Genomic DNA, 18,954 nt, shown 5'->3' with positions numbered 1-18,954 from the left:
GCAGCGCTATGCTGGATCGAACATCAATGTGAAAGCAGGGTGTTGAAATGACTATTCATGTATCAAGAGCCAATGCTACGCATCTGGACGCGGTGGCAAAATTGTTCGACGCCTATCGCGGTTTCTATGAACAACCGTCGAACCTTGAGCAATCGCGAGCGTTCATCGCCGAGCGCATGGCCGGCAACGAATCAGCGATTTTTCTTGCTCAGGATGAGAGCAGCGAGGCGTTGGGTTTCGTCCAGTTGTACCCGACCTTTTCGTCCATCGACGCTCACCGCATCTGGTTGCTCAGCGATCTGTTCACTGCGCCGGCTGCCCGTGGACTCGGTGTCGGCAGATTGCTGATGAACACTGCACGCGAGTTCGCCGTGGAGACCGGCGCGAAAGGTCTGGTGCTGGAAACGGCAACTGATAACTTCACTGCGCAAGGTTTGTACGAGTCGCTAGGGTATGTGAGGGATACGGGGTACTACACCTATCTCCTCGATTTACGGCAAGACTGAGCAAATATTTTTGTCATTTTCCCGAATTCGGTCTTTCCCCAGACGGTCACTGTCTCTAGAATCCGCCCGGCTTTCGAAATGAAGGCTCATTGCCATCATTTGGCATTGTTCATATAGGGACGGACATCATGCAATTCGGGAAAATTCTGGCGCTGGGCCTGGTGCTCGTGCTGGGCGGTTGTGCCAGTTTCACAAAAGACGAAGTGGCACCGGTAACACTGCCATCGATGGCCAACTACGCCAACAAGCCAAACGTCTATGTCGATTTCGACTTCTACGTGGGTGAGCCAAAAAGCGCCTCCGCCGTAGAAGTGCCGCAGGGGCGCGATCAGCTCAAGCCGCAACTGCAGAAAATCCTTACCGACTCTGGCCTGTTTGGCCGTGTCACCCTCGACGAATTCCAGAAGCAGCCGGGCGACTACAACCTGCGCTTGAAGGTGTACAACCATCCGCCTAATGGTGGGCAAATGGCGCTGGCTTACATCAGCGGTTTCAGCATGATGGTGATCCCGGCATATGGCACCGATCAGTACACCATGAGCCTGGAAGCCATGGACGGACAAGGTCAGGCACTGACCACCGCGAGCAATCACGATGCCATTGGCACCTGGTTCGGCATCTGGTTCATCCCGCTGATGGCCAATACGCCTAAAGACGCTATGAGTGACACGTTCACCCGTCAGGTCAACGCGCTGCTCAAGCAAGTGGTCGAAAGCAACAGCCTGAAATACTCGGCACTCGAAAGCCGTATTCCGCGGGCCTGAAGCCAAAAAAAGAGCCGCGATTGCGGCTCTTTTTTTGTCTGTTACTTCAATGCCTGAATGAACTGCGGATCGCTGTACAAATCCTTCAGCAGATCACGCAACAGCGGGTTGTAAGCGTTGACCGCGTTCGGGATCGCAATGAAACCGAAGAAGCTGCTGCTCCACTGGCTGCTGACATCCTTGGTCGCGTCGTACACGACATCGTTGCCATTAAGTAGGGTGAAACGCGCCGCCAGCTTGCCGGTACCCGTGCCCATGCCAGCGGTAAGCTCATTCTTCACCACCAGCACTTTCAACTGGCGTTGGGCTTGCGGATCCAGCAGGCCGGCCTTGCGCAGTTCTTCGGTGATCGCATCCTGAATGTGTGCCGGGATGCTGCCGGACGGTGAGCGGATCGGGTTGGCGCGCACTACCAGCGAACCTTCACCGGATTCGGCAGTGACCTGAGGATTGCTGATCGCATGCAGTGGCGGAGTTTGCTTTAGCTTCTGGACGTTTTCATAGCTCGGCTCGTAGCGCAGCATGGTCATGCCACACCCTTGCAGCAACAGCGCCAACATCGGGATCAACAACAGCGACTTCTTCACGGCAGTTCCTTGCGTGGGAATGTAGGGGCGCGAATTATGGGCAGAGTGCCATCATCGAGCAACCATGGGCCGTAAAAAACGTTCCGATTGACGCGTATCAGTCTCGCTCAGTCAGCAACCTCTCGATCTGCGTCAATTCCCAAGTGCTCAGCAAACTCACCGGATCGGTGCCATAACGCTGCCACGTCTCAAGCGCACCCTCATGGCCATCGGGGCTGCGGGCGTATTCACAGTGATGCAACCGTTCACCCTCAAAATCCAGCAGTAGATGCCAGCCTTCGATATCCACTGCGACCCGTCCGGCCTCGGAGGGTGTCTCGCAACGTTTGAATGCGAGCACGCCCAGTGCAGCCTCGCGCAAACGCTGGCAAACCTCACGGGCGGTCAGCAATGAAGACATGTTCGAACTCGATGAGTGCAGGAGCGCGCCAGCATAATGCGCGAGTCGATCGGTGTCAGCGATCACTGGCCCGATCCCGGACAATTCCGTAACATCCGCAGCCCTCTTTTTCCGCAAAACATTGCGGCCACACTCTTCGGCCGCTCAGTCAGGTACACCATGAAACCGATTCGTCTGCGCGCCGATGTCCTGGCCGGACTCACCACCTCGTTTGCCCTGTTGCCCGAATGCATTGCGTTTGCGCTGGTGGCCCACCTCAATCCGCTGATGGGCCTGTACGGCGCCTTCATCATTTGTACGCTGACCGCGCTGTTCGGTGGCCGGCCTGGGATGGTCTCCGGTGCGGCGGGTTCGATGGCGGTGGTGATCGTCGCGCTGGTGGTGCAACACGGTGTGCAATACCTGCTGGCGACCGTGTTGCTGGGCGGTTTGATCATGATGGCGTTCGGGTTGTTGCGTCTGGGCAAACTGGTGCGCATGGTGCCGCACCCGGTGATGCTCGGGTTCGTCAACGGTCTGGCGATTATTATTGCGCTGGCGCAACTGGAGCATTTCAAGAACGGTGAAGACTGGCTCAGCGGCACGCCGCTGTACCTGATGACCGGGCTGGTGCTGCTGACCATGGCCATCGTCTACATCCTGCCGCGCCTGACCCGCGCGGTGCCGCCGGCACTGGTGGCGATTCTTGGCGTGGGTCTGCTGGTCTACCTGTTCGGCCTGCCGACCCGCACCCTTGGCGACATGGCGCACATTGCCGGCGGCTTGCCGACTTTCGCCTTGCCGGACATTCCGTGGAAGTTGGAAACCCTCGGCATCATCGCGCCTTACGCGATTCTGATGGCGCTGGTCGGTCTGCTGGAAACCCTGCTGACCCTCAACCTCACCGACGAAATCACCGAAACCCGTGGCTACCCTGATCGCGAGTGCGTGGCGCTCGGCGCGGCAAACATGGTCTCCGGCGCATTCGGCGGCATGGGCGGTTGCGCAATGATCGGCCAGACCGTGATCAACCTGAGTTCCGGCGGGCGCGGGCGTCTGTCCGGCGTGGTGGCTGGTGTGCTGATTCTGCTGTTCATCCTGTTTCTGTCACCGCTGATCGAGCGTATTCCGCTGGCGGCGCTGGTGGGCGTGATGTTTGTAGTGTCGCAACAGACCTTCGCCTGGGCCTCGTTGCGGGTGGTGAACAAAGTGCCGCTCAACGATGTGCTGGTGATCATCGCTGTGACCACCATCACCGTGTTCACCGATCTGGCCACCGCTGTGCTGTGCGGCATCATCATCGCTGCGTTGAATTTTGCCTGGCAACAGGCGCGTGAACTGTATGCCGATGAGCATCTGGAAGCCGATGGCAGCAAGCTCTATCGCCTGCACGGCACGTTGTTCTTCGCCTCGACCACGCCGTTTCTCAACCGGTTCGACCCGGCCAATGACCCGGCGCGGGTGACGCTGGATTGCCGGCATCTGAGCTTTGTCGATTATTCGGCGATTGCCGCGCTGAAAACCTTGCGTGAACGCTATGAGAAGGCTGGCAAGCATTTGCAGGTGTTTCATCTGTCGGAACGTTGCAAGAAGTTGTTAAAACGCGCGGGCGTTGATCACGATTAAACGCCTTTGCAGTAGCAACCTAATCCCTGTGGGAGCTGGCAAGCCAGCTCCCACATTGGTTTTGTGTGTGGCCAGGTTTCAAATCGCCGGAAAGTCGATATCGGTCAGCGCCGCGTTGTTCAGGTAGTTGGTCAGCGACTGCACCGCCACCAGCGCTATCACCTCAATGATCTTCGTGTCATCGATCCCGGCAGCACGGGCGGCGGCGATCTGCTCGTCGCTCAAGTGGCCGCGGCTTTGGGTGATTTGCTGGGCAAGGGCGGCGTAGGCGTTGAGTTCGCCCTGACGTGCCGCGAGGATGTCCTGCGCTGACAGCCCGGCCTTGCTTGCGAAGAAAGTGTGGGCCGACAGGCAGTAATCGCAACCGTTGACCTGCGACGTGGCGAGGTAAACCGCTTCTTTCTCCTTGGCGTTCAGCGAGGTTTTGCCGAGTATCGTCGAGGCTTGCAGGTAGGTTTCAAGGGCGACCGGTGCCTTGGCCAGTGTGCTGAACACGTTGGGCAGGAAGCCGATTTTCTTCTTCACGCCTTCCAGCGCTGGGCGGGTGGCGTCGGTGGCGGATTCGAGGCTGATAGCGTTGATGCGGCTCATGGTGATTCTCCGAAAGACGGGCGCGAAGTGCGCCGGCGATGGAGTTGATGTTAATCAGCGCGTCTGGTGCTTTGGCTGCGGATCGTCGAGGATATGCGACAGATCGTCCAGATATTCGCTCGGGAGTCGCCCATGGATCGCCTTTCCACCTTGCTCAGCCATTTCGCTGTACATGCCGGCACTTTTCACAGCGGCGACTTTTGCGGCGTCAGCGTTCATGAGGGCGAGCCGAATGGTCATGTGCATCTGTTGCAAGCCGGCGAGTTGCTACTCAAACCGGGCAATCAGCGCGAGATCCGACTTGATGAGCCCGCACTCATTTTCTTTCCAAGACCCTTTGCCCATCGCATGGTGGCTGATGAGGCCATGAAGACGAAACTGGTCTGCGCATCGCTGACGTTTGATGGCGGTTCGGGCAATGCTCTGGCGGCGGCGCTGCCGGATTATCTGGTGCTCAAACTCAGCGAAGTCCCGGAATTGGGCAGCACGCTGGAATGGCTGTTCAAGGAAGCTTTCGAAGGTCATTGCGGGCGCGTGGCGGTGATGGATCGGCTGTTCGAATTGCTGGTGATTCTGCTGTTGCGTCACCTCATCAGCCGTCGTGATCAACAACCGGGAATGATGGCCGGGCTGGCCGATCCACGCCTGTCTCGCGCCTTGAATCTGATGCATGAACAACCGGCGAAAGCGTGGAGCGTGGCCGATCTGGCGACAGCGGCCAACCTGTCACGTGCCGGATTTGCCGAACAGTTTCGTCGCGTCGTCGGCCAGCCCCCGGCGGATTATCTGCTGAGCTGGCGGGTCAGCCTCGCGCAAAAACGCCTGCGCGAGGGCAAACCGATTGCGCTGATCGCCGAAGAAGTCGGTTACGAAAGCCCTTCGGCGCTGGCCCGGGCATTTCGACGCAAGACCGGATTAAGCCCCCGCGAATGGAAGGCTGGAGCCTGAGTCTTATTTCGCAAATTTCTTCGCTCCCGCCACACACAGAATCACCCCCAGCGTTACCGCGAGCATGCCGACGCTGACCTGTTCATGCAGCAACGTCGCCGCCAGTGCCAGGCCAAAAAACGGTTGCAGCAACTGCAGTTGCCCAACCGCCGCGATCCCGCCCTGCGCCAGCCCGCGATACCAGAACACAAACCCGATGAGCATGCTGAACAGCGACACATAAGCCAGGCACAGCCACGCCGACAGGCTGATGTGGTTGAACGAGGCGGGCGCCAGCCACAGGCTGAGCAGTGCCATCAGCGGCAGCGACAACAGCAGCGCCCAGCAGATCACCTGCCAGCCACCAAGAGTGCGCGACAGTTTTGCGCCTTCGGCATAACCGAGGCCGCAGGCCAGAATCGCCGCGAGCATCAGCAAGTCACCGGTGGGCGAAGCGGTCAGCCCCTGCGACAAGGCGAACCCAACCACCAAAGCGCTACCCAGCACCGAAAAAAACCAGAACACCGCGCGCGGGCGTTCACCGCCACGCAACACGCCAAAAATCGCCGTCGCCAGTGGCAGCAATCCTACAAACACAATCGAATGTGCCGACGTCACGTGTTGCAGCGCCAACGCCGTCAGCAATGGAAAACCCAGCACCACACCCATCGCGACGATTAACAACGACAGCCACTGGTTGCGCGCCGGACGCCGTTCACGAAACAGCCCTAACAGAATCACTGCCAACACCCCGGCGATGGCCGCGCGCGCAACGGTGAGAAACACCGGGTCGAACTCCAGCACCGCCAGACGGGTGGCCGGCAGCGAACCGCTGAAGATCACCACGCCGATAAAGCCGTTGATCCAGCCGCTGGTTTTTTCGAGAGCCGGGTTTGTCAGGTTTGATGTCCGTTCCATACGAGGTCACGCTCAAAGGTGGGGTTGCGTTGCCGCCATCCTGCGGTCGAGAATCAGCACAATCAAAAAATTGTCATGGATACATCCCGACATGCCGCGCTCCCGCTATAAAACCCTTGTTGATGCCTATGCGGCGGACATTCGCTCTGGACGCCTGGCGCCCGGTACGCGACTGCCGACTCATCGAGAACTGGCAGCAAGGGAAGGGCTGGCACTGGTCACCGCCTCGCGGGTCTACGCTGAGCTGGAGGCGATGGGCTTGGTCAGCGGCGAAACCGGGCGCGGCACGTTTGTGCGGGAAACCTCGTTGTCGCCAGGGCAGGGCATTGATCAGAAGGACGTGGCGGTCGGCATGATCGACCTCAATTTCAACTACCCGTCATTGCCCGGTCAGGCTGATCTATTGCGTACGGCGTTGCGGCAATTGGCGTTGTCCGGGGACCTGGAATCGCTCCTGCGTTATCAACCCCACGCCGGCCGCCAACACGAGCGGGCGTCGGTCGCGCGTCATTTGCTGAGCCGTGGCGTTAGCGTCGAGGCCGAGCAAGTGCTGATCGTCAACGGCGCCCAGCAAGGGCTGGCGGTTGCGTTGATGGCGCTGCTCAAACCGGGTGATGTGATTGCGGCGGATGCGCTGACCTATTCCGGGTTCAAAGTGCTGGCCGAAGCACTTCATCTGGAAGTGGTGGCAATCCCGATCAACGAGCAAGGGCCTGATCTGGCGGCGTTGGACAAACTCTGCCGCAGCCGCTCGGTGCGCGCCGTGTACAGCATGCCGACGTTGCACAATCCGCTGGGCTGGGTCATGCCTCTTGAGCAGCGCGAGCAACTGGTCTCGATTGCCCGTCGGCATGATCTGACGATTATCGAGGATGCGGCCTACGCCTTTCTGGCGGAAAACCCACCGCGAACGTTGGTCGACCTGGCACCGGAGCGCACGGTTTACGTGTCGGGACTTTCCAAGAATATCGCCACTGGTCTGCGCGTCGGTTTCATCGCGGCGCCTGCGCTCATGGTGCCGGCGCTGGAGCGCATCATCCGTGCCACCACCTGGACCACTCCCGGAATAATGACGGCGATTGCTTGCGGTTGGCTCGATGATGGCACCGTCACTCAGCTTGAGGAGCAAAAACGTAATGATGCGCGAGCCCGTCAGACAATGGCCGCCGAATTGCTCCACGGATTGCCCTGCATCACTCACCCGTCCTCGTACTTTTTGTGGCTACCGCTGCCGGAAGATGTACGCGCCGATCAGATTGTCGTGGAGTTGATGCAGCAACAGATTTCAGTCACCACCGCCGAACCGTTTTCGGTGGCGACGTACGTACCGCATGCGATTCGGCTGGCGTTGGGATCGGTAGACATGGAGGTATTGCGCCAGGCCTTGATCACCGTCAGAAAGGTTGTCGGCGCTTACCTGTAAAAACAAAGTGCTACTCTTGCGCCGCCCGATTCCTGCCGTTCCGGAACCCTAAATGAAAAACACCGCTTCACTGTCCCTCGCCCTGATCCTCACTACTGGCCTGGTCAGCACCGCCGTGAACGCCGCAGGTGACCCTGAGGCCGGCGCAAAAATCTTTCCGCGTCTGTGTGGCGGCTGCCATCAAGTCGGCGAGTCCGCGCGTCCGGGGTTCGGCCCGCAACTCAACGGCATCATCGGTCGGCCAGCCGGGACCTCGGCGAACTACGTGTATTCCGATGCGATGAAGAATTCAGGAGTGACGTGGGATCACGAAACGCTGAAGGCTTATCTGAAAGATCCAAAAGGCGTTGTGCCGGGCACGCGGATGATTTTCTGGGGGTTGAGTGATGAGGAGAAACTCGAAAATCTGTTGGCGTATCTGCAGACGTTCCCGCAATAACAACCCGCTCGATCCCCTGCGGCAGCGCCTACAGGGCAATTGGGTTCATGGCCTGCTCGGCAAACCAGCGCATCACCAGTGTGCATTGCGGGTGCGATGCCGCCGAAGGCTGCGGACAAAGCGAATAAATCCCCCCAGTTCTTAACGGCGCACCAAACGGCACTACCAACACCCCGCGCTCGAGCGACTCCGCCGCCAGCGTCATGTCCGTCACCGCCACGCCCAATCCCCGCGCCGCCGCATCCAGCGCCAACTCATCGAGGTTGAACGGAATGTGCCGGTAATCCTCCAGCGGTTTGCTGTCATTCGCGGCCAGCCATTCGATCCATGCCTGGCGATCCGCCGAACGATGCAGCAAGGCAAAACGCAGCAACTCCTCTACCGAGCGCGGCGCGTTTGCCAAGTTGGGTGAACACACCGGCACCAGCGTTTCTTCGAACAGCGTCAGGCAGTCCGGGTCGGTCGACGGCTGCGGCAGATAAAGAATGTAGGCGTCACTGTCATTGCCCGGTTCGACGACTTCGGTGGCGACGGTTTCAATCGCCAGCGACACCTCGGGATGGCTCAGATAAAAGTCGCTGAGTTTCGGCAGCAGCCAACGCACCGCCAGTGACACATGCATGCGGATGCGGAATGGGCGCTTCTGGGGGGCGAGGCGTTCTTCGAGGGTTTTCAATTGATCAAGGATGCTGCGGGCGCTGGCCAGCACTTGTTCGCCTTCCGGGGTCAGGCGCAGGCTGCGGCTGGTGCGGATGAACAGAGCGACATTGAAGTGGCTTTCCAGTTGCTGGATCTGTCGGCTCACGGCGCTTTGGGTCAGGCATAGCTTTTGCGCGGCGGTGGTGAAGCTGCCGCAACTGGCGACTTCCACGAGCGCCTGCATGGCTTGCAGTGAGGGAACGTGGCGAATTTTATCCATGCGTTTTCAGAATTGCTCAATGATTTTATAGCGTTGGTCGGTCCGGCAAAGACCTTATAGATTCTAGCTCTGGCGGCAGATTTCTCCATCGGCGCATGCGATTCACGCATGAATGCCAGGCAGAAGCAAGGCGCAGAACGACAGTCGAATGAGGTGGTGCATGGAAAACGTATGTGGCTGGATCGCGCAGGCTGGCAGCTCGCCGGAGCGCGGTCGCCTGAGTGGTGCGCAAAAAGCCGACTGGCTGATTATCGGCGCCGGAATCACCGGCCTCAGTGCCGCGCATACCCTCGCCGAAATGCATCCTCAGGCGCGCATTGTGGTGGTTGATCGGCAGCGGGCAGCTCAAGGTGCTTCGGCGCGCAATTCGGGTTTTGTCGTCGCCCACGAACATCCTGCACAAAGCGAGTTGATTGGCGCTCAGGGTTTCGCCGGGTTTGAAGTCGACACAATGATTTCCCGTGCGGCCAGCGAAGAAGTGCGCCAGCGGATCACTCGCCATGCGATCGACTGCGATTTTCGCGACAGCGGCTACTACTTCGCCGTTAACGACCGGGCCAAGCTCGACCATGTCGATGCCAAATTGGCGACGCTGCGCGCCCTCGGCGCCCGCGCAGAGTTTGTGCAAGGCGCGGCCCTTGCGCAGAAACTTGGCACTCGCCACTACGAAGCGGCGATCTGGTGCGGCCACGGCAACGCATTGCTGCAACCGGCCAAATATGTGAAAGGTTTGCTCAACGCATTGCCGGACACCATCACGGTTTACGAAAACACGGACATCACCGGTATCGAGCGCCTGAGCCAGGGACGGCTGCGCGCCCATACGATGGATGGCAGCATCGAAGCCAAACAGATTCTGGTCTGCCTGAACGCGTTCATTCCCCGGGTCGGCATTGCCGACAGTGCGACGTTCCCGATGGAACTCAGCGCCAGTCTCACGCGGCCGCTCAGCGATCAGGAATTTCAGGCCATCGGCGCGGTGGAGCCTTGGGGTGTGTTGTCGACCCGGCCCCTCGGCGCCACGGTGCGGCTGACTCCGGATCGCCGGGTGATGATCCGCAACACCGCCGAATACCGCACTCGCGATCTTTCCAACAGCGAACTCGCGCTACGCCGTCAGCACCATGTTCGCGGACTGCAACGGCGTTTTCCGTTCCTCGGCGAGCAAGACATTCAGTACACCTGGACCGGCCATTTGAGCGCGAGCCGCAGCGGCCAGGCGTATTTCGACCGGGTCGAAGAGGGCGTGTTTGCCGTAGCGGGCTGCAATGGTTCCGGCGTGGCGCGCGGGACGTTGTGGGGCCGGTTGTTGGCGGAGCTGGCCTCGGGCGTCGATTCGCCATTGCTGCAATCGGTGATGCAGCGGGCCGAGCCCGGTTGGCTACCGCCGCGACCCTTCTTCGATATCGGTGCCATGCTTCGCATGCGCGTGGAGGCGGTCAGGGCCAGAACTGAAATCTGAATTTTCCGCATATCGCACAAGAACAAAAGCCACTCAACACAGGTGATAGAACATGCGCATCCATCCACTTTCTCTGACGGTCGTACTCGCGGCTACATCGGTATCCGTTTATGCCGAAGAAACCATCAACATCTCTAACTGGAATAGCTACATCGCCCCGGACACGTTGGCCAACTTCACCCAAGCCACCGGCATCAAGACCACTTACGACATCCATGACAGTAACGAGGTGCTGGAGTCGAAGTTGATGACTGGCAATACCGGTTATGACGTGGTCAGTCCGTCGAACCACTTTCTCTCGCGCCTGATCAAGGCCGGAGCGATCCAGAAACTGGACAAGGCGCAGCTGCCGAACTGGAAAAACCTCGATCCGCTGTTGATGCAGAAACTTGAAGTCAACGACCCCGGCAATCAATACGGCTATCCCTACATGTGGGGCACCGCCGGCATTGGTTACAACGTCGAGAAGATCAAGGCGATTTTCGGCAACACTGATATCACTCGCTCGTGGAAGATGTTGTTCGACGAAGAGAACATCAAGAAGCTCAGCCAGTGTGGTGTGGCATTCATTGATAACCCGACGCAGGTGTTGCCGATCACCCTCAACTATCTGGGCCTGCCACCGCATAGTCACGAACCGGACGATTACAAAAAGGCTGAGCAGGCCTTACTGAAAATCCGTCCGTACATTCAGTACTTTCACGCTTCGAAATACATCAGCGATCTGGCCAACGGCAACGTCTGCGCGGTCATCGGCTTCAACGGCGACATTGTCCAGGCTGCTTCGAGTGCCAAAGAAGCGAAGAACGGCATCGACATCGCTTACTCGATCCCGGACGAAGGCACGACCTTATGGTTCGACATGATGGTCATGCCAAAAAGCGCGCCCCATGAGAAGAACGGCTACGCCTACATGAACTACCTGCTCGAACCCAAGGTAATCGCCAGCATCAGCAACAGCATCCACTACGCCAACCCTAACGCGGCAGCCAGTGAGTTCCTGAACCCGGACGTGAAGGGCGATTCGGCGATTTATCCGCCGAAAGCGGTGATGGAAAAGTTGTTCACCGTGGAAGAACTGCCGGCGAAGATCGCGCGGCTGACGACGCGGTTGTGGACCAAACTCAAAACCAACACCTGACGGTCCCTGTAGGAGCTGCCGAAGGCTCCTACAGGGGGGGGCGGCGCTGCACGTTAAACGCTGCTAGCCACCTGATTACGACCCGCAGCTTTCGCCTGATACAGCTGCTGATCGGCACGTTTGATCAGCGCTGTCTGGTTGTTGTCCGCCGGATCCGCCAGGCCGACGCCGATGCTCACCGTCACCTGACCGATACCAAAGAAGTTCGCATCGGCAACCGCTGAGCGAATCTTCTCGGCGACCACTTCCGGGGTATCCGGTTGGGCGATTTCCGGCAGCAGTACGGCGAACTCTTCACCGCCGTAGCGCGCCACGAAGTCGGTGGTGCGCAGGTTGGTTTGAATCAACTGCGCCAACTGTTGCAGTACATCATCACCCACCGCGTGACCGTGAGTGTCATTGATGCGTTTGAAGTGGTCGGCGTCGATCAGCAGCAGGGCAAAAGGGCGCCCCGTGCGCCGGGACAGCAGGCTGTATTCTGTGAGTTTTTCGTCGAAGCGACGGCGGTTGTAGACGCCGGTCAAGGCATCGTGAGTCGCCAGACTCAACAGTTCTGCGTTCGCCTGCATGAGCGCGGCGGTGCGTTGCGCCACAGTGGCCTCAAGCGAAGCATTGGCTTCTTGCAGTTCGCGTTCCTTGCCGAGCAGCGATTGCGTCATCGCATCAATCGACTGGCCGAGCTGAGCAATTTCCCGCACCGGATGCTGAAGCGGGAAGTGCGCGCCGGGCTGATTGTTCTGAACCTGCCTGGCCGAGCGGACGAGTTGTTCGATCGGACGGCTCAGGTACAGCGCCAGGTAATACCCCACCAAGGCGAATACCACCGCTGCGAACACGCCCAGGAACAGCAATTTATAGAGCAGCAGTCGCGCCGGTTGCAGCGCGGTTTCCAGTGGCTGACGGACGGCAATCGACCACGACAGCGCGGTGCCCGATGGCGTTGGTACGGTCACCATGCTGGTCAGATAGCCGTTACCCACCGACCAGCCCGGCAACGCCGAATCACCAGCCGCCAGTTGCTGGCCCATCATTGCTTCCGGGTACAGCACCTTGCCGTCGTGATCGATGATCAGTGCCTCGATATCCGGCGAGGAGTTTTTATGTGAAAACGCTGCCGATTCGACAATACGTGTCACCCAACTCCAGTGCGCGTGTGCGCCCAGCACACCGATCGCCTGACCTTCGGCGTCATGAATCGGTGCGGCAAAATCGATGAAACGCAACGGCTCGCCATTGGGCATACCCGGCAACAACTTGGCCAGCAGCACGGCTTCATGGGGATCGCCGGTGTATTCGCCGCGCAATCCGGACTGAAACCAGGGGCGCGCTTGTACAGATTGACCAACCAGCAAACCATTCACCGCTTGATGCACCTGGCCTTTGGCATCGGTCACCCCCATCCACGCATACTCGTTGCGGGCCTGGGTGCGCAGTTGCATCGACTTCAGTATCGCCGGGTTATCCAGATCGCCACGCTCCAGATGTGGCGCCCGGCTGAGCATATAAACCTCAAGCTGCCGTTCACGTAACTGCTCGCCCAGTAGCGTCGCCGCCGACCGTGCGGTATTCAACAGCGCATTGCCGCTGGCCTGTTTCATCTGTTCGGTGGCGATATGCCCGACATAGAAGCCCACGCTCAATAGCGTCAGCAGGGACAAACCGGCGAACCACAGGGTCAGGTGGCTGCGCAGACTGGCTTTGAGCATGGGCGATGTCTGTCTTTATTTGAGTGGCGCCATGGTATGCGACATTGTCGATGGGCTGCCAGCGACGTAGTTCATGAAACGCGTCGAAACTGCGGGCGCAAAAAAGCCCGGCTGATCAGGCCGGGCTTTTCTGGGGGACTGCGGTAGAGCTATTGATTCATGCGACGCGGCGTTCGATCAGACGATCGGAGCTACCTTCGGCAACACGGCGTTCTTGCAGACGATCCGAACCACCTTCGGCAACGCGGCGTTCGATCAGACGATCGGAGCCACCTTCGGCAACGCGGCGTTCGATCAGACGATCGGAGCCACCTTCGGCAACGCGGCGTTCGATCAGACGATCGGAGCCACCTTCGGCAACACGGCGTTCGATCAGACGATCCGAACCGCCCTCAGCCACACGACTTTCAATCAACCGATCCGAGCCGCCTTCAGCGACCATGGTGTGAGTCGGGGTTGCGGCAAAAGCGTTAACTGCGAAAACCGAGAAAGCGATGCTGAGAAGGGTTTTGCGTTTCATGATCGTGTGCTCCGGGGTGTTGTTGGTTGGTATGGAGCCGATCTTACGCCGCGGATTTTTTATGAGAACTTCATTGACGTGATGGTGACTATCGACGCCAGCAATGTTTGCCCGAACGCCGGATTACGGGGCCGTCGCGCGAACGCAAAGCTCACCGGTGGCGCGGGTCAAGGCCAGCTCATGCAACGCATCGTGGGTCAGACCCGTGCGCGCCTTCGCCAGCCAGACCGGGCAATTCGGGTCATGGCGATAAGGCAAGAAGTCGGCGTATTGCGCAAGCAACCGGGTTTGCAGCTCATCCAGGCGCGGGCGGATCTGCTTGCCCAGGTCAGGACGCTGCGTGTCGGGTGCGGCGCCCGCTGCTTGCCACTGCGCGAGCAAACCGTATTGCACCAGTTTGTTGGCCTCCATTTGCGCGGCGATCAATTGTGCTACATCTTCCGGGTCGAGCTTGCGCTCGGCGGCCAGCGTGCGGGCATTGGCGATGACTTGCGCTTCACGGGGGCTGTCCTGGATCGGCTTGCCGCTGTCCCATTTGGTCAACGCGACGAGATCGCCGATGTTCAGGCGTTCGTTCAGTGTTTCCAGCAACGGTTTCAGCGCCTCAGGTGCTGGAGGAGGCGAGGCGGCTTGAGCGGTGCAGGCGAACAAAGCAAGAAGGGTGCTGGTCAGTAGTTTTCGAGAGTGGGGCATGAACAGAGCCTCAATGGCTGAGATTGTAATGGGCTGTTGTTTACCACAGCTACGAACGGTCACCTACAGAACCATGGCCGTCACACAGACGATGAACGCAACAATCAACACCCACCTGAAATGTTAATTGCACCCCGCCCCCAACTCACCGAAGCTATCCTTCATAAGCCCTCCCGCCGTCGAGATGGACCTCTATTCAATGCAAACCCCCAGCGTCACCAAACCCCTCTGGCACACCTACCTGCTGTTCCTGGCGCCGATGGTGCTGTCCAACTTTCTGCAGTCGATGTCGGGCACGGTCAACAGCATCTACATCGGCCAGATGCTTGGCACCCAGGCGCTGGCGGCGGTATCGGGGATGTTTCCCGTGGTGTTCTTTTTCATCGCCCTGGTGATTGGCCTCGGCGCGGGTGCAGGGGTGTTGATCGGTCAGGCGTGGGGCGCGCGCGAGCCGCATATGGTCAAGGCGATTGCCGGGGCGACGCTGTTGCTGGGGGTATTGATCGGCTTGGCGGCGGCGGTATTGGGCAGTGTGTTCGCGCGACAGGCGCTGGCGGGGCTGGGGACACCAGCGGATGTGCTGGACGATGCGGTGGCGTATGCCCATGTGATGATGTGGATTCTGCCGTCGCTGCTGGTGTTCGTGCTGTTCACGCAGTTGCTGCGCGGGGTAAGCGATACGCTGTCGCCGTTGCTGGCGCTGGTGGTGTCGACGTGCGTCGGGCTGGCACTGACGCCGGCGCTGATTCGCGGCTGGTTCGGCCTGCCGCAACTGGGGATTCAGAGCGCGGCGTATGCGGGGCTCGCGGGTAACCTGGCGGCGATGGCGTGGCTTTCGTGGCGGCTGATTCGCAAGGGGCATCCGCTGGCGCCGGACCGGGAGTTTTTTGCGGCGCTGCGCTTCGACGGCGCGATTCTTGGCAAAGTGCTGCGCATCGGCCTGCCGACCGGCGTGCAGATGATTGTCTTGTCACTTTCAGAGCTGGTGATTCTGGCCCTGGTCAACCAGCACGGCTCGCAAGCGACAGCGGCGTATGGCGCGGTGACGCAGATCGTCAACTATGTGCAGTTCCCGGCGCTGTCGATTGCGATTACCGCTTCTATCCTCGGGGCGCAGGCCATCGGGGCAGGGAGGCTGGAACGGATGGGGCCGATTCTGCGCACCGGTCTGTTGATCAACGTGTGCCTGACCGGCGGCCTGATCGTGCTGGGTTACCTGTTGTCGCACTGGTTGCTCGGCCTGTTCCTGACCGAAAATTCGACCCGGGCGATGGCCGAGCATCTGCTGCACATCATGTTGTGGAGCCTGTTGGTGTTCGGCTTCCAGGCGATCATCGGCGGGATCATGCGCGCCAGCGGCACGGTGTTGGTGCCGGTGGTGATTGCGATCATTTGTGTGGTCGGGGTGCAGTTGCCGGCTGCGTATTGGCTGGATGGCCAGTATGGTTTGCAGGGTGTGTGGATGGCGTTTCCGGTGGCGTATCTAGGGATGCTGGTGTTGCAGACCCTGTATTACAAACTGGTTTGGCAGCATCAGAAGATCGAGCGGTTGGTCTAGCGCCTGGCGTAACCGCCGGTTGTTTGCTTAAGTCAACCAAGTCCCTCGACGGCAGCGCTGCCCGGAGAAATTCCATGTCGATCCGATTGCTGCTGGCTGTCGCGTTTTACCTGTGCGCCACCCCTGCCGTGCAGGCTGTCGAGTACAACCGCGTTAACACCACCGCCAGCCAGATCAGTTTCACCTATAACCAGATGGGCTCGCGGATGTATGGCACCTTCGGCAAGTTCGATGCGACGCTGGACTTCGACACCGATAACCTCGCCAGCGCCCGCACCACGTTGCGCATCGACCTCAGCAGCATCGACGCCGGCAGTGAAGACGCCAACACTGAATTGGTGAAACCGGCGTGGTTCGACACGCAGCAATTCCCCGTGGCGCTATTCGAATCCAGTCATTTCACGCAAGTGGCCGAAAACCGCTATCTGGTCGCCGGCCAGCTCACTCTCAAAGGCATCACCCGTGAGGTGCAAGTGCCGGTGGAGTTGAAGCCGGACAGCGCCATCGGCATTTTCGACGGTGAGTTGCTGCTCAAACGCGACGAATTTGGCCTCGGCGCGGGGGAGTGGGCGGACACGGTGGTGTCCAAGGACATCGCCATCAAGTTTCGGGTCGTGGCGCCCCAGCAGTGACTTCAGGTCATGCGCAGGATCAATGGCTGCCGAACAACTGGCGGATGAGATTCGGTGTGCTGCCGGTCCAGCGCTTGAAGGAGCGCCGGAAGTTCGCCGGATCACTGAAGCTCAGGTAATCGGCCACTTCCTCGTTGCTTAGTCCTTTGACCTGATACAGGTACAGCGCGACGTGTTTGCGCACCAGATCCACTTGCTGCTGGAACCCGGTGTCGTGTTTTTGCAGTTTGCGTTTGAGGGTGGCCGGGCTCATGGCGAATGCCTGCGCGGCTTGTTCCAGACTCGGTGGCTGGCGGACTTGATCTTGCAGGTGGCGGTACAGGCAATCGGTGAAGCTCTCGGCAAACCCCAGTTGCTCGATCTGCCGCACGGCTTCCTGGCGGGCGACCTGGCCGGCAGTCGCCGAGGCGTCGGGCCAGGGGCGGGCGAGAAACTCGCGGGGAATGCGCATCAAATCCAGCGGGCGTTTGAACTGAGTCTGCTCGCCCAGATGCACCCAATATTGTTCGACGTAACGCGGCTCGGCATGGCTGAAACTGCATTCCCATGGCAGGCGCTCGCCGCTGAGCCACTGACTCATGGCCACCAGTGACGTCATGCCCGCTTCCAGCAAAAACCGCCATTGTTCGCCGGCACCGCAACTGTCCAGCCAATAGACGTACGCAAAGCGCTCATCCAGCAGCAGACGCGGCGTCATCAACGGACTGAGCAGGGCTTGTTGCTGGACCAGCGTATCGAGCGCCTGATGCAGATTTTGCGCGTGACGCAAGGCGTGGCTGGCGGCGCCGTAGTGACCGGGCAGCAAGCGCTGGCCGAAGAGGAAGCTGCTGTCATCGGCGTCGAGCAAGCGGCGACTATTGTCGATCAGGCCGAGAAACTGCTGCGGGCTGAGGCGCGTCTGGCCGGCCAGAATGTCTTCATGGAACAGGCCTGTACCGCGCAAAAGACGATGGCTGTCGATATCGCGAGACAGGGCCAGATCGATCAATGTCGCGGGTTGGTAATGCCCGGGGATGAAGCGACTGTCGGCTTCGTACCAAGTGGATTTAACGGTCATGGTCGGCCTCAGGCGCTTTTGGCTAAGGGCGACTTGGCGCGGGCCAGTGCCAGGTTTAGGCGTTTGAGCAGCACTTCGGGCGTCTCGTCCAGGGCCATGACCGCCGCCGTGCTGGCCGCCAGTTGCAGGCGTTCGCCATGCTGTCGGGTCTTGTGCGCCAGGGCGTGTACGGCGGCTTGCAGCTCTTGCGCGAGCAGTTGCGCCTGACGCTCGCCGGTGTTTGGCAGCAACACCACAAAGCGATCACCGGCCAATCGGCAGAGCAAATCCTGACGGCGCAGATTGAGCAGCAGTAAATGGCTGAGGGCCTGCAACACCGCGTCCCCCTCGGCATGTCCGTAGGCCTGATTGATCGCGGCAAAGTTGTCCAGATCCAGCACCAGCAATGACAGCGGTTGCTGGTGCGCGATGCTCTCGCCAAGGCTGTCGGCCAGTTGCCGCTTGAGATAGTCGGCACCGCCCAGCGGGGTGAGCTTGTCGAACAGCCGATGCTCGCGGAACAGCCGCTCGCGTTTTTCCATTTGCGCGCTGATCGCCAGTTGCTCGCGGTGCCAGTGATAGATGCCGATGGTCAGCAGAATCATGCCCACCGGCATCGGCCCCGACTCCAGCCAGTGATCCCAGGTGATGCTGTCGGGCAGGCGGATGAACTCGTCGAGGCTGTCGATCCACCAGGAAAAGAAGATGCAGCTCAGGCCCAGCGCCAGATAATTGGTCACGCGCCCGGCCGGACGACTCTTCAGTACCAGCCCCAGCCAGACCAGTGCCAACAGCGCCGAGCCGCCTTCGCCGATGATGTCCAGCCAGACCCATTCACTGAATGACTTCAGGTCGCCGCAGGCCAGATGCAGAAGCAGACCGAGGTTGGCCGCCAGCAGCAGTGCAGCGAGTTTCCAACGGTGAGGTTTGAGCACTGAGAACATGGCCGCGATCCTTTGGCGAAGAAGCAATGCGCGTCAGCACAGCAGATGTTTGTGACAGCCGGGTGACGGCGCGGGGAGGTCGAATCAGCTCACCGGCCAGTGCAATATTTCTTCAAGAACACCACGTCCCCTGTAGGAGTGAGCCTGCTCGCGATAGCGTCAAGTCAGCCAATATTAATGGTG

General features: G+C 59.7%; 20 protein-coding genes. 10 read left to right on the top strand and 10 right to left on the bottom strand.

Features of this window, described 5'->3' with window-relative positions; translation table 11 throughout:
• Positions 1 to 47: 47 nt before the first annotated feature.
• Positions 48 to 506, top strand: coding sequence for a GNAT family N-acetyltransferase (locus IAI51_RS10610; protein ID WP_187678440.1), 459 nt, complete (start codon positions 48 to 50; stop codon positions 504 to 506).
• Positions 507 to 634: 128 nt separating this feature from the next.
• A complete protein-coding gene (locus IAI51_RS10605) occupies positions 635 to 1,270 on the top strand; it encodes a hypothetical protein (RefSeq protein WP_187678439.1) in 636 nt (211 codons plus the stop codon).
• 41 nt (positions 1,271 to 1,311) lie between these two features.
• Here IAI51_RS10605 and IAI51_RS10600 read toward each other — a convergent pair whose 3' ends face one another.
• Positions 1,312 to 1,857, bottom strand: a complete 546-nt coding sequence (locus IAI51_RS10600; protein WP_187678438.1) for a hypothetical protein — start codon at positions 1,855 to 1,857, stop codon at positions 1,312 to 1,314.
• Positions 1,858 to 1,954: 97 nt separating this feature from the next.
• Complete coding sequence (locus IAI51_RS10595) at positions 1,955 to 2,257, bottom strand: hypothetical protein (RefSeq protein ID WP_187678437.1); 303 nt, start codon at positions 2,255 to 2,257, stop codon at positions 1,955 to 1,957.
• A gap of 159 nt (positions 2,258 to 2,416) precedes the next feature.
• Here IAI51_RS10595 and IAI51_RS10590 point away from each other — a divergent pair, with 159 nt between their 5' ends.
• Positions 2,417 to 3,862 carry a SulP family inorganic anion transporter gene (locus IAI51_RS10590; RefSeq protein ID WP_187678436.1) on the top strand — a complete coding sequence of 482 codons (1,446 nt, stop codon included), beginning with the start codon at positions 2,417 to 2,419 and terminating at the stop codon, positions 3,860 to 3,862.
• Positions 3,863 to 3,940: 78 nt separating this feature from the next.
• On the opposite strand, the gene IAI51_RS10585 is transcribed toward IAI51_RS10590, so the two are convergent.
• On the bottom strand, positions 3,941 to 4,453 hold the full coding sequence (locus tag IAI51_RS10585; protein ID WP_187678435.1) for a carboxymuconolactone decarboxylase family protein: 513 nt from the start codon (positions 4,451 to 4,453) through the stop codon (positions 3,941 to 3,943).
• A gap of 132 nt (positions 4,454 to 4,585) precedes the next feature.
• Between IAI51_RS10585 and IAI51_RS10580 the strand changes: the two genes are divergently transcribed.
• On the top strand, positions 4,586 to 5,401 hold the full coding sequence (locus tag IAI51_RS10580) for an AraC family transcriptional regulator (RefSeq protein WP_187678434.1): 816 nt from the start codon (positions 4,586 to 4,588) through the stop codon (positions 5,399 to 5,401).
• Positions 5,402 to 5,404: 3 nt separating this feature from the next.
• Here the strand turns inward: IAI51_RS10580 and IAI51_RS10575 are convergent, their stop codons facing one another.
• Positions 5,405 to 6,298, bottom strand: coding sequence for a DMT family transporter (locus tag IAI51_RS10575; RefSeq protein WP_187678433.1), 894 nt, complete (start codon positions 6,296 to 6,298; stop codon positions 5,405 to 5,407).
• A 91-nt stretch (positions 6,299 to 6,389) separates the two neighbouring features.
• Between IAI51_RS10575 and IAI51_RS10570 the strand changes: the two genes are divergently transcribed.
• Both IAI51_RS10570 and IAI51_RS10565 read left to right on the top strand, forming a co-directional pair.
• Positions 6,390 to 7,721, top strand: a complete 1,332-nt coding sequence (locus IAI51_RS10570) for a PLP-dependent aminotransferase family protein (protein WP_187678432.1) — start codon at positions 6,390 to 6,392, stop codon at positions 7,719 to 7,721.
• 52 nt (positions 7,722 to 7,773) lie between these two features.
• On the top strand, positions 7,774 to 8,160 hold the full coding sequence (locus IAI51_RS10565) for a c-type cytochrome (RefSeq protein ID WP_187678431.1): 387 nt from the start codon (positions 7,774 to 7,776) through the stop codon (positions 8,158 to 8,160).
• 28 nt (positions 8,161 to 8,188) lie between these two features.
• On the opposite strand, the gene IAI51_RS10560 is transcribed toward IAI51_RS10565, so the two are convergent.
• Positions 8,189 to 9,079, bottom strand: coding sequence for a LysR family transcriptional regulator (locus IAI51_RS10560; RefSeq protein WP_187678430.1), 891 nt, complete (start codon positions 9,077 to 9,079; stop codon positions 8,189 to 8,191).
• Positions 9,080 to 9,239: 160 nt separating this feature from the next.
• Between IAI51_RS10560 and IAI51_RS10555 the strand changes: the two genes are divergently transcribed.
• On the top strand, positions 9,240 to 10,541 hold the full coding sequence (locus tag IAI51_RS10555) for an NAD(P)/FAD-dependent oxidoreductase (protein ID WP_187678429.1): 1,302 nt from the start codon (positions 9,240 to 9,242) through the stop codon (positions 10,539 to 10,541).
• 52 nt (positions 10,542 to 10,593) lie between these two features.
• Positions 10,594 to 11,682, top strand: a complete 1,089-nt coding sequence (locus IAI51_RS10550) for a polyamine ABC transporter substrate-binding protein (RefSeq protein ID WP_187678428.1) — start codon at positions 10,594 to 10,596, stop codon at positions 11,680 to 11,682.
• Positions 11,683 to 11,735: 53 nt separating this feature from the next.
• Here IAI51_RS10550 and IAI51_RS10545 read toward each other — a convergent pair whose 3' ends face one another.
• The 3 genes from IAI51_RS10545 to IAI51_RS10535 form a co-directional block, all read right to left on the bottom strand.
• Positions 11,736 to 13,388 carry a diguanylate cyclase gene (locus IAI51_RS10545; RefSeq protein ID WP_187678427.1) on the bottom strand — a complete coding sequence of 551 codons (1,653 nt, stop codon included), beginning with the start codon at positions 13,386 to 13,388 and terminating at the stop codon, positions 11,736 to 11,738.
• Between the two features lie 157 nt (positions 13,389 to 13,545).
• A complete protein-coding gene (locus tag IAI51_RS10540; RefSeq protein WP_187678426.1) occupies positions 13,546 to 13,908 on the bottom strand; it encodes a hypothetical protein in 363 nt (120 codons plus the stop codon).
• Positions 13,909 to 14,031: 123 nt separating this feature from the next.
• The gene (locus tag IAI51_RS10535) at positions 14,032 to 14,601 is read right to left on the bottom strand and encodes a chorismate mutase (RefSeq protein ID WP_187678425.1); all 570 of its coding nucleotides are present in this window, start codon (positions 14,599 to 14,601) and stop codon (positions 14,032 to 14,034) included.
• A 199-nt stretch (positions 14,602 to 14,800) separates the two neighbouring features.
• Between IAI51_RS10535 and IAI51_RS10530 the strand changes: the two genes are divergently transcribed.
• Positions 14,801 to 16,159, top strand: coding sequence for an MATE family efflux transporter (locus IAI51_RS10530; protein WP_187678424.1), 1,359 nt, complete (start codon positions 14,801 to 14,803; stop codon positions 16,157 to 16,159).
• 74 nt (positions 16,160 to 16,233) lie between these two features.
• Complete coding sequence (locus IAI51_RS10525) at positions 16,234 to 16,791, top strand: YceI family protein (protein ID WP_187678423.1); 558 nt, start codon at positions 16,234 to 16,236, stop codon at positions 16,789 to 16,791.
• A 19-nt stretch (positions 16,792 to 16,810) separates the two neighbouring features.
• On the opposite strand, the gene IAI51_RS10520 is transcribed toward IAI51_RS10525, so the two are convergent.
• Positions 16,811 to 17,848 (bottom strand): AraC family transcriptional regulator, encoded by a 1,038-nt coding sequence (locus IAI51_RS10520; protein ID WP_187678422.1) that lies wholly within the window; start codon positions 17,846 to 17,848, stop codon positions 16,811 to 16,813.
• A gap of 8 nt (positions 17,849 to 17,856) precedes the next feature.
• Entirely contained in the window at positions 17,857 to 18,771 is a 915-nt protein-coding gene (locus tag IAI51_RS10515; protein WP_187678421.1) for a GGDEF domain-containing protein, read from the bottom strand.
• Positions 18,772 to 18,954 lie beyond the last annotated feature (183 nt).

Origin of the sequence: Pseudomonas sp. N40(2020) (genome assembly GCF_014472415.1) — a bacterium.
GTDB lineage: Bacteria > Pseudomonadota > Gammaproteobacteria > Pseudomonadales > Pseudomonadaceae > Aquipseudomonas.
This window is presented reverse-complemented; position numbering and strand designations above follow the sequence as displayed.

Excerpts from the sequence above, each read along its gene's own strand:
- IAI51_RS10610 (WP_187678440.1), top strand. The coding sequence starts at position 48 with ATGACTATTCATGTATCAAGAGCCAATGCTACGCATCTGGACGCGGTG.
- IAI51_RS10605 (WP_187678439.1), top strand. The coding sequence starts at position 635 with ATGCAATTCGGGAAAATTCTGGCGCTGGGCCTGGTGCTCGTGCTGGGC.
- IAI51_RS10595 (WP_187678437.1), bottom strand. The coding sequence starts at position 2,257 with ATGTCTTCATTGCTGACCGCCCGTGAGGTTTGCCAGCGTTTGCGCGAG.
- IAI51_RS10590 (WP_187678436.1), top strand. The coding sequence starts at position 2,417 with ATGAAACCGATTCGTCTGCGCGCCGATGTCCTGGCCGGACTCACCACC.
- IAI51_RS10585 (WP_187678435.1), bottom strand. The coding sequence starts at position 4,453 with ATGAGCCGCATCAACGCTATCAGCCTCGAATCCGCCACCGACGCCACC.
- IAI51_RS10580 (WP_187678434.1), top strand. The coding sequence starts at position 4,586 with ATGGATCGCCTTTCCACCTTGCTCAGCCATTTCGCTGTACATGCCGGC.
- IAI51_RS10575 (WP_187678433.1), bottom strand. The coding sequence starts at position 6,298 with ATGGAACGGACATCAAACCTGACAAACCCGGCTCTCGAAAAAACCAGC.
- IAI51_RS10570 (WP_187678432.1), top strand. The coding sequence starts at position 6,390 with ATGCCGCGCTCCCGCTATAAAACCCTTGTTGATGCCTATGCGGCGGAC.
- IAI51_RS10565 (WP_187678431.1), top strand. The coding sequence starts at position 7,774 with ATGAAAAACACCGCTTCACTGTCCCTCGCCCTGATCCTCACTACTGGC.
- IAI51_RS10560 (WP_187678430.1), bottom strand. The coding sequence starts at position 9,079 with ATGGATAAAATTCGCCACGTTCCCTCACTGCAAGCCATGCAGGCGCTC.
- IAI51_RS10555 (WP_187678429.1), top strand. The coding sequence starts at position 9,240 with ATGGAAAACGTATGTGGCTGGATCGCGCAGGCTGGCAGCTCGCCGGAG.
- IAI51_RS10550 (WP_187678428.1), top strand. The coding sequence starts at position 10,594 with ATGCGCATCCATCCACTTTCTCTGACGGTCGTACTCGCGGCTACATCG.
- IAI51_RS10545 (WP_187678427.1), bottom strand. The coding sequence starts at position 13,388 with ATGCTCAAAGCCAGTCTGCGCAGCCACCTGACCCTGTGGTTCGCCGGT.
- IAI51_RS10540 (WP_187678426.1), bottom strand. The coding sequence starts at position 13,908 with ATGAAACGCAAAACCCTTCTCAGCATCGCTTTCTCGGTTTTCGCAGTT.
- IAI51_RS10535 (WP_187678425.1), bottom strand. The coding sequence starts at position 14,601 with ATGCCCCACTCTCGAAAACTACTGACCAGCACCCTTCTTGCTTTGTTC.
- IAI51_RS10530 (WP_187678424.1), top strand. The coding sequence starts at position 14,801 with ATGCAAACCCCCAGCGTCACCAAACCCCTCTGGCACACCTACCTGCTG.
- IAI51_RS10525 (WP_187678423.1), top strand. The coding sequence starts at position 16,234 with ATGTCGATCCGATTGCTGCTGGCTGTCGCGTTTTACCTGTGCGCCACC.
- IAI51_RS10520 (WP_187678422.1), bottom strand. The coding sequence starts at position 17,848 with ATGACCGTTAAATCCACTTGGTACGAAGCCGACAGTCGCTTCATCCCC.
- IAI51_RS10515 (WP_187678421.1), bottom strand. The coding sequence starts at position 18,771 with ATGTTCTCAGTGCTCAAACCTCACCGTTGGAAACTCGCTGCACTGCTG.